This is a genomic window from Streptomyces cellostaticus (assembly GCF_001513965.1).
Taxonomy (GTDB): domain Bacteria; phylum Actinomycetota; class Actinomycetes; order Streptomycetales; family Streptomycetaceae; genus Streptomyces; species Streptomyces cellostaticus.
This window is the reverse complement of record NZ_KQ948044.1, coordinates 23,661-37,105: the sequence shown is the minus strand read 5'-3', so window position 1 is coordinate 37,105 and position 13,445 is coordinate 23,661. Positions and strand designations below refer to the sequence as shown.

The window sequence follows — 13,445 nt, the reverse complement described above, 5'->3', positions numbered from 1 at the left end:
ATCCCCGTTCGGTGCGGTCGGCCGTCGGCCGGGCTATCGGCTGAACACTTCGAAGGCCACCGCCGGCTTCCCGCCGAAGCGTTCCGCGGCGCCCTGGGTGCTCGCGGTCAGGAAGTCGCGGACGTACGTCTCCGGGTCCTGCTTGGTCAACGCCTCGATGTAGGTGCGGTGTTCGAGCAGGGAGCGCACCGCGCGCTCCAGGCCGGGCGTGGCGTCGACCGCATGGGTGGGGCTGCTCGACCCGGCCACGGCGACCCGGCGGACGCCGTTCCAGGGCTCCAGCCCCTGCTCGGCGAGTTCCGGGAAGATCCAGCGGTTGCCCGCGTCCGCGGCGGCGTCCAGGGTGGCGCGGCCCACGGCCACGTGGTCGGGGGTGTTCCAGGCGACACCGCCCCAGGTGTCGCGGTGGTTGAGGGTGAGGACCAGTTCGGGGCGGTGGCGGCGGATCGCGGCGGCGATGTCCCGGCGCAGTGCCAGGCCGTATTCGATCACTCCGTCCCGGTGGTCCAGGAACTCCACGGTGGTGACGCCGACGGCGGCCGCGCTCGCCCGCTGCTCACGCTCGCGCAGCGGGCCGCATACGGCGGGGTCGAGGGTGTCTATCCCCGCCTCACCGCGTGTCGCCAGGACATAGGCGACCTCACGGCCGGCATCGGTCCAGGCGGCAATGGCCGCCGAGCACCCGTACTCCAGGTCGTCGGGGTGCGCGACCACGGCGAGGGCACGCTGCCAGTCGTCGGGCAGGGGCTGGAGCTGGGTGATCTTCGGCTCGGTCATGGGCGCAGACTATGCCGCTCAGTCCCGCCCGCAACTCCTTTTACCGGGTGACCCGTTGTGTCGCCCCTCGCGTGGGCCGGGTCCGTCACGCCTCGTCGTGGGCCAGGGCGAGCAGCCGGTCCAGCACGCGGGGCGCGCCGGTGCGCAGGCCGTCGTGCTCGAACTCGTCGGTCACCCAGGTGCGCAGGCCGCGGATGGCGCGGGCGGTGTGCACGGAGTGGGCGCTGTCCACGTACATGTCGTCGTGGTAGATCGCCGCGGCGACCGGGACCTCGTTGACGGCGAGGCGCGCCGGGTCGTACAGGGGCTGCCAGTCGGTGCGGGCGGCCAGCAGCTCGGCCGTCTCGCGCAAGGGGCGCAGGGCCGGGTCGGTGTCGAACATCCAGGGGTGCACCGTCTCGCCCGTGAACAGTACCGGGGTGTCACCGGCGAGGGCCTTGGCCGCGTCGAACTGCGGGAACTCGGCGCGCATGCGCTCGGCGGCCCAGGCGGTGGGGCGCAGGCCCTGGCCGTAGATCGCCTCGTGGACGAGGGCGTAGAGGGGGTGGCCGGCGTACGAGAGCAGGGCCTGGACCTCCTCCTGGAAGGCGTCGGACAGGTCGAGGCCGCCGGGGGTGCGGACGAAGGCGTCCTCGAGGAGGTAGTGGAGGCGGTGGCTGCCGTCGCTCATGCCGAGCATGAGGCCGAGGGACTGGAAGGCCTCCACGGTGAAGCGGTAGCCGTTCGGCAGGACGACGTCGTGGGTCAGGAGGTGGTCGGCGATGCGGCGGGCGCGCTCCACGTCCTGCGGGTAACGGGCGTAGTGCGTGGTGACCTTGCGTTCGATGCGCGGGTAGGCGGCCCGGTAGACGTCGTCGGCGTGGGCGTCGAGGGAGGGCAGGCCGCCGGTGATGACGGCGGTGGCGAGTCCCTCGGGGGCGAGGGAGAGGTACGACACCGTGCAGAAGCCGCCGAAGCTCTGGCCGAGCACGGTCCAGGGGGCCCCGCCCGTCAGCTCGGGGCGGATGGCCTCGCAGTCGCGGACGATCGCGTCGGCGCGGAAGCGGGTCAGGTACTCGGCCTGCTCCGCGGGAGTGCCGCGCAGCGGCAGCGTCTGCCGGGTGGCGGGCGTGGAGCGGCCGGTGCCGCGCTGGTCGAGGAGGAGGACGCGGTAGTCCTTCAGGGCCCGGTCGAGCCAGGCCTGACGTCCGATGAAACGATTCGCCCCGAAGCCGGGCCCGCCCTGCAGGTACACCAGCCAGGGCAGGTCCTGCCCCGCCTTGTCACGCGCGACGGCCGCACGGGCGTACAGCTCGATGGTCTCGCCGCCCGGGTCGGCGTGGTCGAGGGGCACGGTGAAGTGGCGGTCGGTGAGGACGACGCCGGGCTGGCGGTAGCTGAGGCTCAACGGGTCTCCCGGGACGGATGGGACGGACGCGTCCCAGTTCAGCACATGGACGCCCGTGGTCCGACCCCCGGGATCATGGATTGTTACTGAACTTCCGGTCAGCGGGCGGCGAGGCTGGAGCGGCGCACCACCAGCTCCGGCTGGAGCACCACGCGCCGGTGCTCGTGGGCGATGGTTCCGTCCTCGGCCTCGGTCTCCTCCAGCAGCAGTTCCGCGGCGAGGGCGCCCATGGTGACGGCGGGCTGCCGTACGGAGGTGAGGGGGACGGCCGCGGCGGCGGCGAACTCGATGTCGTCGTAGCCGACGATGGCGAGGTCGTCGGGGACGGTGACGCCGGCCGCGTACATGGCCTGGAGCACGCCGAGCGCCAGCAGGTCGTTGGCGCAGAAGACGGCGGTGGGGCGGTCGGCGAGGCCGAGCAGGCGGGCCCCCGCGTCCCGGCCGGCGGCCACGTCGAGACGCTCGGTGGGCAGTTCGCGCAGCGCGTCGGGGCCGAGGCCCGCCTCCGCAAGCGCGTTCAGCGCGCCGGTACGGCGGTCGCGCACCTGGTTGAGGCCGGGCGGGCCGCTCACGTAGGCGAGGGAGCGGTGCCCGGCGTCCACCAGGTGCCGCACGGCGAGGGCGCCGCCCGCCACGTCGTCCACGGAGACCGAGCACTCGGTGGTGCCCTCGGCGACGCGGTCGACCAGCACGAAGGGGATGCCGTGCCGGCGGAAGGTCTCGATGTTGCGGCCGGTGGCGTCGGCCGGAGTGAGCAGCACCCCGCGTACCCGCTGCTCGGCGAAGAGCGACAGGTACTCCGCCTCCTCCGCCGCGTTCTGCGCGCTGTTGCAGACCATCACGCCGAGCCCCGCCTGACGGGCCGCCCGCTCGGCGCCGCGCGCCACGTCCACGAAGAAGGGGTTGCCCATGTCCAGCACCAGCAGCCCCATGATCCGGCTGCGGCCGGCGCGCAGCTGGCGCGCGGACTCGCTGCGGACGTAGCCCAGCCGGTCGATCGCGGACAGCACCCGCGCACGGGTCTCGCTCGCGACGGTGTCCGGGCGGTTGATGACGTTCGACACCGTGCCCACCGACACTCCGGCGGCACGGGCGACATCCTTGATACCCACCGACTGAGCCATCGGGCGGAGACCTCCAGGGGGACGAGGGGCGGCGGGAGGGACTTCACATTACCGTCACCGCCGCCCGGAACAGACCGGTCAGGCAGGGAGTGCGAAGTCCACGACATGGAGGGCCGAGGGGGTCGTGCCGCTCGACTTCTCCTGGTACATGAACGACAGCACGTGATCCGCCCCGACCCGTGTCTCGTCGATCACGACCTCCCCGAACGCGTTCAGGCCGCTGCCGTCGTACAACAGCGCCCAGTCCGTGTACCCGGAGGACTTGGAGGCACCGGCGATCCGGCCGTAGGGGAAGACCGCGTAGGCGTTGTCGTACCTGTCCAGGACCAGCTTGGTGCGCTGGCTGGAGTTCAGGGGGACGGGGATCTCGGTCTTCCGCCACGTTCCGGAGGAGTTCTTGCGGAGATGGAAGGCGCGGCCGTTCGCCGTGCGGTCGCTGACGTAGTTCGTGGTGCACTGGCTGAAGCGGCCCGGGACGTAGCTGATGATCGCGTGGGGCAGACCGGTGGAGTCGGTGGCCTGGCTCTCCTGGTTCATCAGGGAGTGGTCGGGGTTGAGGGAGTCGACGACCAGCCCGGAGTCGGTGACGGCGACGGTGTCCGGGCGTCCGGTGGTGCCGACGAGGGTGCCCGCGTCGTTGCGCCAGGTGCGGCCGTGGTCGGTGGAGTACACGTAGCCGGTGTCGTGGTTGGTGATGCCGCCGCTGCTGCACATCACGGCCGCGTTCTGCTCCCGCCAGGTGAAGAAGGCGTGCAGGCGGCCGCCCGCGTCGTAGTCGATGCCGTGCAGGTACATGTTGCGGGCGCTGCTGGAGCCGTGCGAGCTGGTGTAGGTGCCGGTGGAGCTGGTCCACTCCCCCAGCGCGGTCCAGGCCGAACCGTCGTACTCGGCAAGGGCGTTGCGGCCGTTGCCGGAGATGCCGACGCGGTAGCTGAGCTGGAGTCTGCCTTCGGGTGTGGAAATGAACTGGGGGTAGGTGAACTGTGAGGTGAGCGCGAGTCCGTCGAGGGTCGTCCGTACGGCGCCGAAGACGGACGCGGTCCAGGCCGTGGACGCGGGGTTGTCGAGGAGTCCGGCGACCGACTTGACGTAGAAGAAGCCGTCGCTGTGCGCGTCCATGGTGAGGTGGAGACGGCCGTCGGTCCTGGAGACGCCCATGGAGATGACGTTGTGGGAGTCGTCGCTCTTGAGGGTGTGGGACAGGGTGACGGTCGACCAGGTGGAGCCGCCGAGGACCCGGCGGGCGACGACGGCGTTGCGGGTGGAGGTGTACCAGGCGGCGTACTGGTAGCCCTTGTAGGTGAGCAGGCCGTTCTTCTGGAAGGAGTTGTTGTTGACCAGGCCGTCGTAGGAGACGAAGTAGATGGCCTGGGAGTCGAGTCGGGTGGTGCCCTTCTTGGTGACCGAGGGGCCGGGGCCGGCGGCCCGTGCCGTGCCCGGGGCGGTGACGGCGGCGAGCAGGGCGGTGGCCAGCACGGTACGTCTTCTCATGAGCGGAACTCTCCGGTTCAGGCGAGGTGGAAGACTTCGGTGAGCGGTTTCATGGCCTCGTCGGGCCGGGCGCCGTCCAGCGACTCGAAGAACGGCGCCATCTGCGCCTGCCAGCGGGCGTTGACGTCGGTGGCCTCCATGCCTGCCCGGGCGGCGGCGAAGTCCTCGGTCTCCAGGTAGCCGACGAGCAGTCCGTCCTCGCGCAGGAACAGCGAGTAGTTGTGCCAGCCGGTCGCCCGCAGGGCGTCGAGCATCTCGGGCCACACGTCGGCATGCCGCTCGCGGTACTCGTCGAGGCGCTCCGCCCGGACCTTCAGCAGGAAGCACACACGCTGCATCAACAGCCCCTGATCCACTAGAAGTTGAACCGGTCGATGTTCTTGGCGTCGAACACGGTCGGCTTGCCGAGGTTGATCACGCCGTCCTTGCCGATCGTGACGGACGTGGAGCCGGCCTTGAAGGTCTCGCCCTCCTTGCCGCTGATCTGACCGGACGCGAGGGCGACGGCGGTGCGGGCGGCGAGGTCGCCGAGGGCCGCCGGGTCCCACAGCTCGAAGGCGTCGACGGTCCCGTTCTTGACGTACTTGCGCATGTCGTTCGGGGTGCCGAGGCCGGTCAGCCTGACCTTGCCCTTGTACTTGGAGCCGGACAGGTACTGGGCGGCGGCCTTGATGCCGACGGTGGTCGGGGAGATGATCCCCTTCAGGTCCGGGTGCTCCTGGAGGAGGCCCTGGGTCTGCTGGAAGGACTGCTGGGCGTCGTCGTTGCCGTAGGCGATCTTGACGAGCTTGACGTTCTTGTACTTGGGGTCCTTCAGCTCGTCCTTCATGTAGCCGATCCAGGTGTTCTGGTTCGTCGCGGTCTGTGCGGCGGACAGGACCGCGATCTCGCCCTTGTAGCCGATCTGTTCGGCCAGCAGCTGCACCTCGGTGCGGCCCAGGTCCTCGGCGGACGCCTGCGAGGCGAACGCGTTGCGGCAGCCGGGGTTGGTGTCGGAGTCGTAGGTGACGACCTTGATGCCGTTCGTCATGGCCTGCTTGAGCGCGGTGCACAGCGCTCCCGGGTCCTGAGCGGAGACGGCGATCGCGTTCACCTGCTGCTGGGTGAGGGTGTTGACGTAACTCACCTGGCCCGACGTGTCGGTGGCGCTGCTCGGACCCACCTCCTTGTACTTCGAGCCCAGCTCGCCGAGGGCCTTCTCGCCGCCCTTGTCGGCGGTGGTGAAGTACGGGTTGTTGACCTGCTTGGGCAGGAAACCGACGGTCAGGCCCTTCTTGGTGGCCGCGTTCGGGTCGGCCTTGCCGGCCGAGGCGGCCGAGGCGTCGTCCGCCTTCACGTCGTTCTTGGTGGTGCCGCCGCAGGCGGTGAGGGCGAGGGCGAGGGAGGTTGCGGCGGCGAGGGCGGCGCCGGTGCGGCGCAGGGATGGCTTGAGCATCGTATGGTCCCTTGTTACGAGGTGAGTGTGGTGCGCCCCTTCAGGGGCGCGGGGAACTGCGCGAGCAACCGCAGACGGCCCGCAGCTTTCAAACGGACCGCTGCGCCGCGAAGATCTGCCGTGCGACCCGAGGCCCGAGCACAGAAACAACAAGCAGCACACCGGTCACAACAATCTGCGACTGCGCGGAGACATTCAGCAGACTCATCACGTTCTGCAACGCCCCGAGCAGAACGACACCGGCAATCGCACCGCCGAGCGTCCCCTTGCCCCCGTCGAAGTCGATCCCGCCCAGCAACACGGCTGCGACAACGGAGAGTTCGAGCCCCGAGGCGTTGTCATACCGCGCGCTGGCGTAGTGCAGCGCCCAGAAGACACCGGTGAACGCGGACATGAACCCGGTGGTGACGAAGAGGACCAGCTTGGTCCGCCTCACCCGGATCCCGGCAAAGCGCGCAGCCTCCTCGCCGGCGCCGATCGCGAACAGCGAGCGGCCGAACGGGGTGGCGTGCAGGACGACCACGGCGATGGCGAGCAGCACCAGGAAGGGCAGGAAGGCCTGCGGGAGGAAGGTGCCACCGAGGCGTCCGGCGGCGAAGTCGAGGTACTGCGTGGGGAAGTCGGTCACCGCGTCCGAGCCGAGCACGATCTGTGCGACGCCCCGGTAGGCGGCGAGCGTGCCGATGGTGACGGCGAGGGAGGGCAGCCCGAGCCGGGTCACCAGCAGGCCGTTGACCAGCCCGCACGCCACACCCAGCAGCAGGCAGACCGGGATGATCGTCTCGATGGCCATGCCCTCGTTCCACAGCTTGCCCATCACCGCCCCGGACAGCCCGGCGGTGGAGGCGACGGAGAGGTCGATCTCCCCGCAGACCACGAGCAGGGTCATGGGCAGGGCGACCAGGGCGATGGGGAGCGTGTTGCCGATGAGGAAGGACAGGTTGAGGGCGTTTCCGAAGCCGTCCACGAAGCCGAACGACAGGAGCAACAGGACGATCAGGAGCGCGCCGACGACCGTGTCCCAGCGAAGGGCGCGGGTCAGTGGCTCAGGCACCGGAGTTCTCCTTCGTCAGGGCGGCGTTCCGCGGGGCCGACTTCTTCTTCAGGGCGGCGGCCACCCGGAGCGCGACGATCCGGTCGACCGCGATGGCGAGCAGCAGCAGGACGCCGTTGATGGCGAGCACCCAGACCGAGCTGACGCCGAGCGCGGGCAGCACACTGTTGACGGACGTGAGCAGCAGCCCGCCGAGGGCGGCGCCGTAGACGCTGCCGGAGCCTCCGGTGAAGGCCACGCCGCCCACCACGACCGCGCTGACGACGGTGAGTTCGTAGCCGTTGCCGGTGCCGGAGTCGGCGTTGCCGAACCGGGCCAGGTACAGGGCGCCGGCGAGTCCGGCGAGGGCGCCGCAGACGGTGTAGGCGGTCAGGATCCGCGCCCGCACGGGGATGCCGGCCAGCCGGGCGGCCTCCGGGTTGGAGCCGAGGGCGTACAGTTCCCGGCCGCTGCCGAAGTGTTTGAGGTAGTAGGCGGTGGCGACGAGCACGGCGAGGGCGATCAGGGCGAGCCAGGGGATCGCCGAGAGTCCGCCGGAGCCGAAGTCCACGAATCCGCCGGGGAGGTCGGCCGCGGTGATCTGCCGGGAGCCGACCCAGATGGAGTCGAGGCCGCGGATGATGTACAGGGTGCCGAGCGTGACGACGAGGGCGGGTACCTGGCCGAGGCTGACGAGCAGACCGTTCAGCAGCCCGAAGCCGATGCCGAGCAGGACCGCCAGGGCGATCGCGACGACGGGGTTGCCGCCGCCGTGGAGGTAGGTGCCGGCGGCGAAGGCGCTGATGCCGAGGGTGGAGCCGACCGACAGATCGACGTTGCGGGTGATGACGACCAGGCACTGGCCGGTGGCGACCAGCACCAGGATCGTCGCGTTCAGCAGCAGGTCCTTGATGCCCTGCTCGGACAGGAACTCGCTGTTGCCCGCCTGGGTGACGGCGATCATCACCAGGAACACGACCAGGATGGCGAGTTCGCGCATCTTGAAGACACGGTCCACCAGCGTGGTGCCGCTGGAGCGGGGCACCTCGGCGGGCGGGGCGTGGTCGGGTGCGGTCACCGTCATGCGGCGGCCCTCCCGGTGGCTGCAGCCATCACGGTCTCCTCGGTGGCTTCGGAGCGGGGGATCTCGGCGGTGATCCGGCCCTCGTGCATCACCAGCACGCGGTCGGCCATGCCGAGGATCTCGGGCAGGTCGGAGGAGATCATCAGGACGGCGACCCCGTCGGCCGCCAGCTGGCTCAGCAGCCGGTGCACTTCGGCCTTCGTACCGACGTCGATCCCGCGCGTCGGCTCGTCCACGATCAGCACCTTCGGGCCGGTGGCGAGCCACTTGGCGAGGACGACCTTCTGCTGGTTGCCGCCGGAGAGGGTGGAGACGGCGTCGGCGATCCGGGCGTACTTCACCTGGAGCTTCACCGCCCAGTCGAGGGAACGGCTGCGCTCGGCACCGCGGTCCATCAGCCCGGCCTTCACCGTCGTACGGAGCCCGGTGAGGCCGATGTTGCGTTCGATGGACATGTCCATCACCAGGCCCTGGGCGCGCCGGTCCTCGGGGACCAGGGCGAGGCCTGCGGTCATCGCGGTGGAGGGGGCGCCGTTGGTGAGCCTGCGGCCGTCGACCTCGACCTCGCCCGCGTCCCAGCGGTCGATGCCGAAGACCGCCCGGGCGACCTCGGTGCGGCCGGCGCCCACCAGCCCGGCGAGACCGACGATCTCACCGCGCCGGACCTCGAAGGACACGTCGGTGAAGACGCCCTCGCGGGTCAGCCGGCGCACGCTCAGGGCGAGTTCGCCGGGCGTGACGTCCTGCTTGGGGTAGAGCTCGTCCAGGTCGCGGCCGACCATGCGGCGGACCAGGTCGTCCTCGGTCATGCCGGCGAGGGGCTCGCCGGCGATCCAGGCACCGTCCCGCAGCGTCGTCACCCGCCGGCAGATCTGGAAGATCTCCTCCAGCCGGTGCGAGATGAACAACACCGCCGCTCCCTGGTCGCGCAGGGTGCGCACGACGCCGAAGAGACGGGCGACCTCGCTGCCGGTCAGCGCGGCCGTCGGCTCGTCCATGATCAGCACACGGGCGTCGAAGGAGAGCGCCTTGGCGATCTCCACGATCTGCTGGTCCGCGATCGACAGTCCGCGCGCCGGACGGTCGGGATCGAGGTCCACGCCCAGCCGTTTCATCAGAGCGGCGGTGGCCGCGTGGGTGGCCTTGTGGTCGATCCGGCCCAGGGCCCGGCGGGGCTGGCGGCCCATGAAGATGTTCTCGGCGATCGACAGATCGGGAAAGAGGGTCGGTTCCTGGTAGATCACGGCGATGCCGGCGTCGCGGGCGTCACCGGGACCGTGGAAGACGACGGGCTCGCCGTCGAGCAGCACCTGCCCCCAGTCCGGTCGGTGCACCCCCGCGAGCGTCTTGATCAGGGTCGACTTGCCCGCGCCGTTCTCCCCGGCGAGCGCATGCACCTCACCGGGCAGCAGCTCCAGGGAGACGCCCCGCAGGGCGCGCACGGCACCGAAGGACTTGGACACGTCCCTCAGGGCCAGCACCGGGGCCGGTCCCGGGTCAGGCGGGTGGGTCATGGGGGCTCCTCGACGACACCGGCGGCACCGCCTCACGGCGTCGTGAAAGGTTTCAACTGGATTGCCGGGACGTTAGGCACCCCGGCCATGTCACGTCAATGGGTCCGTGTCGAAAAAATTTCGATAGCCGAAGGGCACGGACGAGTCACGGGAAACGGGGTTGGCCGGATCGCTTGACACCCCTCCGGGCGACTCATAGCTTGCCGTTCTGAATCGTTTCACACGCTCAGGCATTCCGGCCCACACCACAGGAGCCCCGAAGTGACCGACCTCGCCGCGGTGAAGACCGCGCTCAAGACCCAGGCCGTCGAGACGCCGTCGTGGGCGTACGGGAACTCGGGGACCCGTTTCAAGGTGTTCACACAGGCAGGCGTGCCGCGCTCGCCGTGGGAGAAGCTGGAGGACGCGGCCCAGGTGCACGCGTTCACGGGTGTGGCGCCGACCGTCGCCCTGCACATCCCCTGGGACAAGGTCGACGACTACGCGGCGCTGGCCAAGTTCGCCGAGGAGCGCGGGGTCGGGCTGGGCGCGATCAACTCCAACACGTTCCAGGACGACGACTACAAGCTGGGCAGCATCTGTCATCCGGATGCGGCGGTGCGCCGTAAGGCCGTGGATCACCTGCTGGAGTGCGTCGACATCATGGACGCGACGGGCTCCGCCGATCTGAAGCTGTGGTTCGCGGACGGTACGAACTATCCCGGCCAGGATGACGTCCGGGCGCGGCAGGACCGGCTGGCCGAGGGGCTCTCCGAGGTGTACGGGCGGCTCGGGGACGGGCAGCGGATGCTGCTGGAGTACAAGTTCTTCGAGCCGGCGTTCTATACGACGGATGTGCCGGACTGGGGGACGGCGTACGTGCACTGTCTCAAGCTCGGCTCCAAGGCCCAGGTCGTGGTCGACACCGGGCACCATGCACCCGGCACCAACATCGAGTTCATCGTGGCCACGCTGCTGCGGGAGGGGAAGCTCGGCGGGTTCGACTTCAACTCGCGGTTCTATGCGGATGACGACCTGATGGTGGGGGCCGCGGATCCGTTCCAGTTGTTCCGGATCATGTATGAGGTGGTGCGTGGGGATGGGTTCACCTCCGAGGTCGCGTTCATGCTGGATCAGTGCCACACCATCGAGGCGAAGATTCCGGCGATCATCCGGTCGGTGATGAATGTGCAGGAAGCGACGGCGAAGGCGCTGCTCGTCGACCGGTCGTCGCTGGCTGCGGCGCAGGCGGCCGGTGATGTGCTGGGTGCCCATGCCGTGCTGATGGATGCGTACAACACGGATGTGCGGCCGTTACTTGCGGAGCTTCGGGAAGAGATGGGGTTGGACGGCGATCCGTTGGCTGCGTATGCGCGGTCCGGGTGGGCGGAGAGGATCGTTGCCGAGCGGGTTGGGGGGCAACAGGCCGGTTGGGGCGCGTAAGCGTCTGCAGGGTTCTGTTCGTCTGCGGGGTGCGGGGCCGTTGTGGCTGGTCGCGCCCACGCGGCGGAGCCGCATATCGATACAGCCCCGCGCCCCTGTCTGTTCCCACTCTCTTTTCAAAAGGACTGCATCTCATGGCACCCCACCCCGAAGCCGCTGCCCTCCTCGCTCGGTCGCACCGACTCGGCGCCGATCCCCGGAACACCAACTACGCCGGCGGCAACGCCTCCGCCAAGGGCACCGACACCGACCCCGTCACCGGCGGTGACGTCGAGCTGATGTGGGTGAAGGGGTCCGGTGGTGACCTCGGCACGCTCACCGAGGCCGGGCTCGCCGTCCTACGGCTGGACCGGCTGCGGGCGCTCGTCGACGTCTACCCGGGCGTCGAGCGCGAGGACGAGATGATCGCCGCGTTCGACTACTGCCTGCACGGAAAGGGTGGGGCGGCTCCTTCCATCGATACGGCCATGCATGGGCTGGTCGATGCCCCGCACGTCGATCATCTGCACCCGGACTCGGGTATCGCGCTCGCCTGTGCCGCCGACGGGGAGAAGCTGACCGCCGAGTGCTTCGGCCGGCGTGTCGTGTGGGTGCCGTGGCGGCGGCCGGGGTTCCGGCTGGGGCTGGACATCGCCGCGATCAAGGAGGCCGATCCGCAGGCCGTCGGGTGCATCCTCGGCGGACACGGCATCACCGCGTGGGGCGACAGCGCCGAGGAGTGCGAGCGCAACTCGCTGTACATCATCCGCACCGCCGAGGCCTTCCTGGAGGAGAAGGGGAAGCCCGATCCCTTCGGGGCGGTGATGGAGGGGTACGAGGCGCTGCCCGAGGGTGAGCGGCGGGAGCGGGCCGCCGTGCTCGCGCCGTATGTGCGGGCCCTCGCCTCCCAGGACAGGCCGCAGGTCGGGCACTTCGACGACACCGAGGCCGTCCTGCACTTCCTGGCCCGGGACGCGCACCCGCGGCTCGCCGCGCTCGGCACCTCGTGCCCGGACCACTTCCTGCGCACCAAGGTACGGCCGCTCGTGCTCGACCTGCCGCCGAGCGCTCCCCTCGAAGACGCCGTCAGCCGGCTGAAGGAGCTGCACGCCGCATACCGTGAGGAATACGCCGCCTACTACCAGCGGCACGCCCAGCCCGACTCCCCCGCCATGCGCGGCGCCGATCCGGCGATCGTGCTCATCCCCGGCGTGGGCCTGTTCTCCTTCGGCAAGGACAAGCAGACCGCCCGCGTCGCCGGCGCGTTCTACGTCAACGCGATCAACGTGATGCGGGGTGCCGAAGCGGTGTCGTCGTACGCGCCGATCGAGGAGTCGGAGAAGTTCCGCATCGAGTATTGGGCGTTGGAGGAGGCCAAGCTCCAGCGGATGCCGAAGCCCAAGCCGCTGGCCACCCGGGTGGCGCTCGTGACCGGGGCCGGCAGCGGGATCGGGAAGGCGGTCGCGCACCGGCTCGTCGCCGAGGGCGCCTGCGTCGTCGTGGCCGATCTCGATGCGGAGAACGCCGCCGCCGTCGCCGGGGAACTCGGCGGGGCCGACAAGGCCGTCGCCGTCACCGTCGACGTCACCTCCGAGGAGCAGATCGCCGAAGCCTTCAAGGCCGCCGCTCTGGCCTTCGGCGGGGTCGACCTGGTCGTCAACAACGCCGGTATCTCGGTCTCCAAGCCGCTGCTGGAGACCACCGCGCGCGACTGGGACCTGCAGCACGACATCATGGCCCGCGGGTCGTTCCTGGTGTCACGGGAGGCCGCGCGCGTGATGATCGCGCAGGGGCTGGGCGGGGACATCGTGTACATCGCCTCGAAGAACGCCGTCTTCGCCGGCCCGAACAACATCGCCTACTCCGCGACCAAGGCCGACCAGGCCCATCAAGTACGGTTGCTGGCAGCCGAGTTGGGCGAGCACGGCATCCGGGTCAACGGCGTGAACCCGGACGGGGTGGTGCGGGGCTCCGGGATCTTCGCGGGGGGCTGGGGTGCCCAGCGGGCCGCCGTGTACGGGGTGCCGGAGGAGAAGCTGGGCGAGTTCTATGCGCAGCGGACCCTCCTCAAGCGGGAGGTGCTGCCCGAGCACGTCGCGAACGCCGTCTTCGCGCTCACCGGCGGCGATCTCACTCACACCACCGGGCTGCACATCCCGGTCGACGCGGGCGTGGCGGCCGCCTTCCTGCGATGAGCAC

The 13,445-nt window shown here is 70.1% G+C and carries 11 protein-coding genes; 2 read left to right on the top strand and 9 right to left on the bottom strand.

Annotation, left to right across the window (positions count from 1 at the left end):
* Positions 1 to 33: 33 nt before the first annotated feature.
* The 9 genes from AQI88_RS35905 to AQI88_RS35865 all read right to left on the bottom strand — a co-directional run bounded on the left by AQI88_RS35905 (position 34) and on the right by AQI88_RS35865 (position 9,845).
* Positions 34 to 777, bottom strand: coding sequence for a PIG-L deacetylase family protein (locus AQI88_RS35905; protein WP_067007935.1), 744 nt, complete (start codon positions 775 to 777; stop codon positions 34 to 36).
* An 85-nt stretch (positions 778 to 862) separates the two neighbouring features.
* A complete protein-coding gene (locus AQI88_RS35900; protein ID WP_067007932.1) occupies positions 863 to 2,164 on the bottom strand; it encodes an alpha/beta fold hydrolase in 1,302 nt (433 codons plus the stop codon).
* A 98-nt stretch (positions 2,165 to 2,262) separates the two neighbouring features.
* Positions 2,263 to 3,288, bottom strand: a complete 1,026-nt coding sequence (locus tag AQI88_RS35895) for a LacI family DNA-binding transcriptional regulator (protein WP_067007929.1) — start codon at positions 3,286 to 3,288, stop codon at positions 2,263 to 2,265.
* A 78-nt stretch (positions 3,289 to 3,366) separates the two neighbouring features.
* Positions 3,367 to 4,779, bottom strand: a complete 1,413-nt coding sequence (locus tag AQI88_RS35890; RefSeq protein ID WP_067007926.1) for a BNR repeat-containing protein — start codon at positions 4,777 to 4,779, stop codon at positions 3,367 to 3,369.
* A gap of 17 nt (positions 4,780 to 4,796) precedes the next feature.
* Positions 4,797 to 5,117: an L-rhamnose mutarotase gene (locus AQI88_RS35885; RefSeq protein WP_067008051.1), complete on the bottom strand. Its 321-nt coding sequence runs from the start codon at positions 5,115 to 5,117 to the stop codon at positions 4,797 to 4,799.
* 17 nt (positions 5,118 to 5,134) lie between these two features.
* Positions 5,135 to 6,214, bottom strand: a complete 1,080-nt coding sequence (rhaS, locus tag AQI88_RS35880; RefSeq protein ID WP_067007922.1) for a rhamnose ABC transporter substrate-binding protein — start codon at positions 6,212 to 6,214, stop codon at positions 5,135 to 5,137.
* Positions 6,215 to 6,302: 88 nt separating this feature from the next.
* Positions 6,303 to 7,268 carry an ABC transporter permease gene (locus AQI88_RS35875; protein ID WP_067007919.1) on the bottom strand — a complete coding sequence of 322 codons (966 nt, stop codon included), beginning with the start codon at positions 7,266 to 7,268 and terminating at the stop codon, positions 6,303 to 6,305.
* Complete coding sequence (locus AQI88_RS35870; protein ID WP_067007911.1) at positions 7,261 to 8,331, bottom strand: ABC transporter permease; 1,071 nt, start codon at positions 8,329 to 8,331, stop codon at positions 7,261 to 7,263. The genes AQI88_RS35875 and AQI88_RS35870 overlap by 8 nt, the downstream gene beginning before the upstream one ends.
* The gene (locus AQI88_RS35865) at positions 8,328 to 9,845 is read right to left on the bottom strand and encodes a sugar ABC transporter ATP-binding protein (RefSeq protein ID WP_067007908.1); all 1,518 of its coding nucleotides are present in this window, start codon (positions 9,843 to 9,845) and stop codon (positions 8,328 to 8,330) included. Before AQI88_RS35865 ends, AQI88_RS35870 begins: the two co-directional genes overlap by 4 nt.
* Before the next feature lie 261 nt (positions 9,846 to 10,106).
* Between AQI88_RS35865 and rhaI the strand changes: the two genes are divergently transcribed.
* Positions 10,107 to 11,267: an L-rhamnose isomerase gene (gene rhaI / locus AQI88_RS35860; protein ID WP_067007905.1), complete on the top strand. Its 1,161-nt coding sequence runs from the start codon at positions 10,107 to 10,109 to the stop codon at positions 11,265 to 11,267.
* Between the two features lie 134 nt (positions 11,268 to 11,401).
* Positions 11,402 to 13,441, top strand: coding sequence for a bifunctional rhamnulose-1-phosphate aldolase/short-chain dehydrogenase (locus AQI88_RS35855; protein WP_067007902.1), 2,040 nt, complete (start codon positions 11,402 to 11,404; stop codon positions 13,439 to 13,441).
* Positions 13,442 to 13,445: the final 4 nt, after the last annotated feature.

Bases quoted from the DNA above. Each gene is read 5' to 3' on its own strand.
- AQI88_RS35865 (WP_067007908.1), bottom strand. From the start codon at position 9,845: ATGACCCACCCGCCTGACCCGGGACCGGCCCCGGTGCTGGCCCTGAGG.
- AQI88_RS35895 (WP_067007929.1), bottom strand. From the start codon at position 3,288: ATGGCTCAGTCGGTGGGTATCAAGGATGTCGCCCGTGCCGCCGGAGTG.
- rhaS (WP_067007922.1), bottom strand. From the start codon at position 6,214: ATGCTCAAGCCATCCCTGCGCCGCACCGGCGCCGCCCTCGCCGCCGCA.
- AQI88_RS35855 (WP_067007902.1), top strand. From the start codon at position 11,402: ATGGCACCCCACCCCGAAGCCGCTGCCCTCCTCGCTCGGTCGCACCGA.
- AQI88_RS35885 (WP_067008051.1), bottom strand. From the start codon at position 5,117: ATGCAGCGTGTGTGCTTCCTGCTGAAGGTCCGGGCGGAGCGCCTCGAC.
- AQI88_RS35870 (WP_067007911.1), bottom strand. From the start codon at position 8,331: ATGACGGTGACCGCACCCGACCACGCCCCGCCCGCCGAGGTGCCCCGC.
- AQI88_RS35890 (WP_067007926.1), bottom strand. From the start codon at position 4,779: ATGAGAAGACGTACCGTGCTGGCCACCGCCCTGCTCGCCGCCGTCACC.
- AQI88_RS35905 (WP_067007935.1), bottom strand. From the start codon at position 777: ATGACCGAGCCGAAGATCACCCAGCTCCAGCCCCTGCCCGACGACTGG.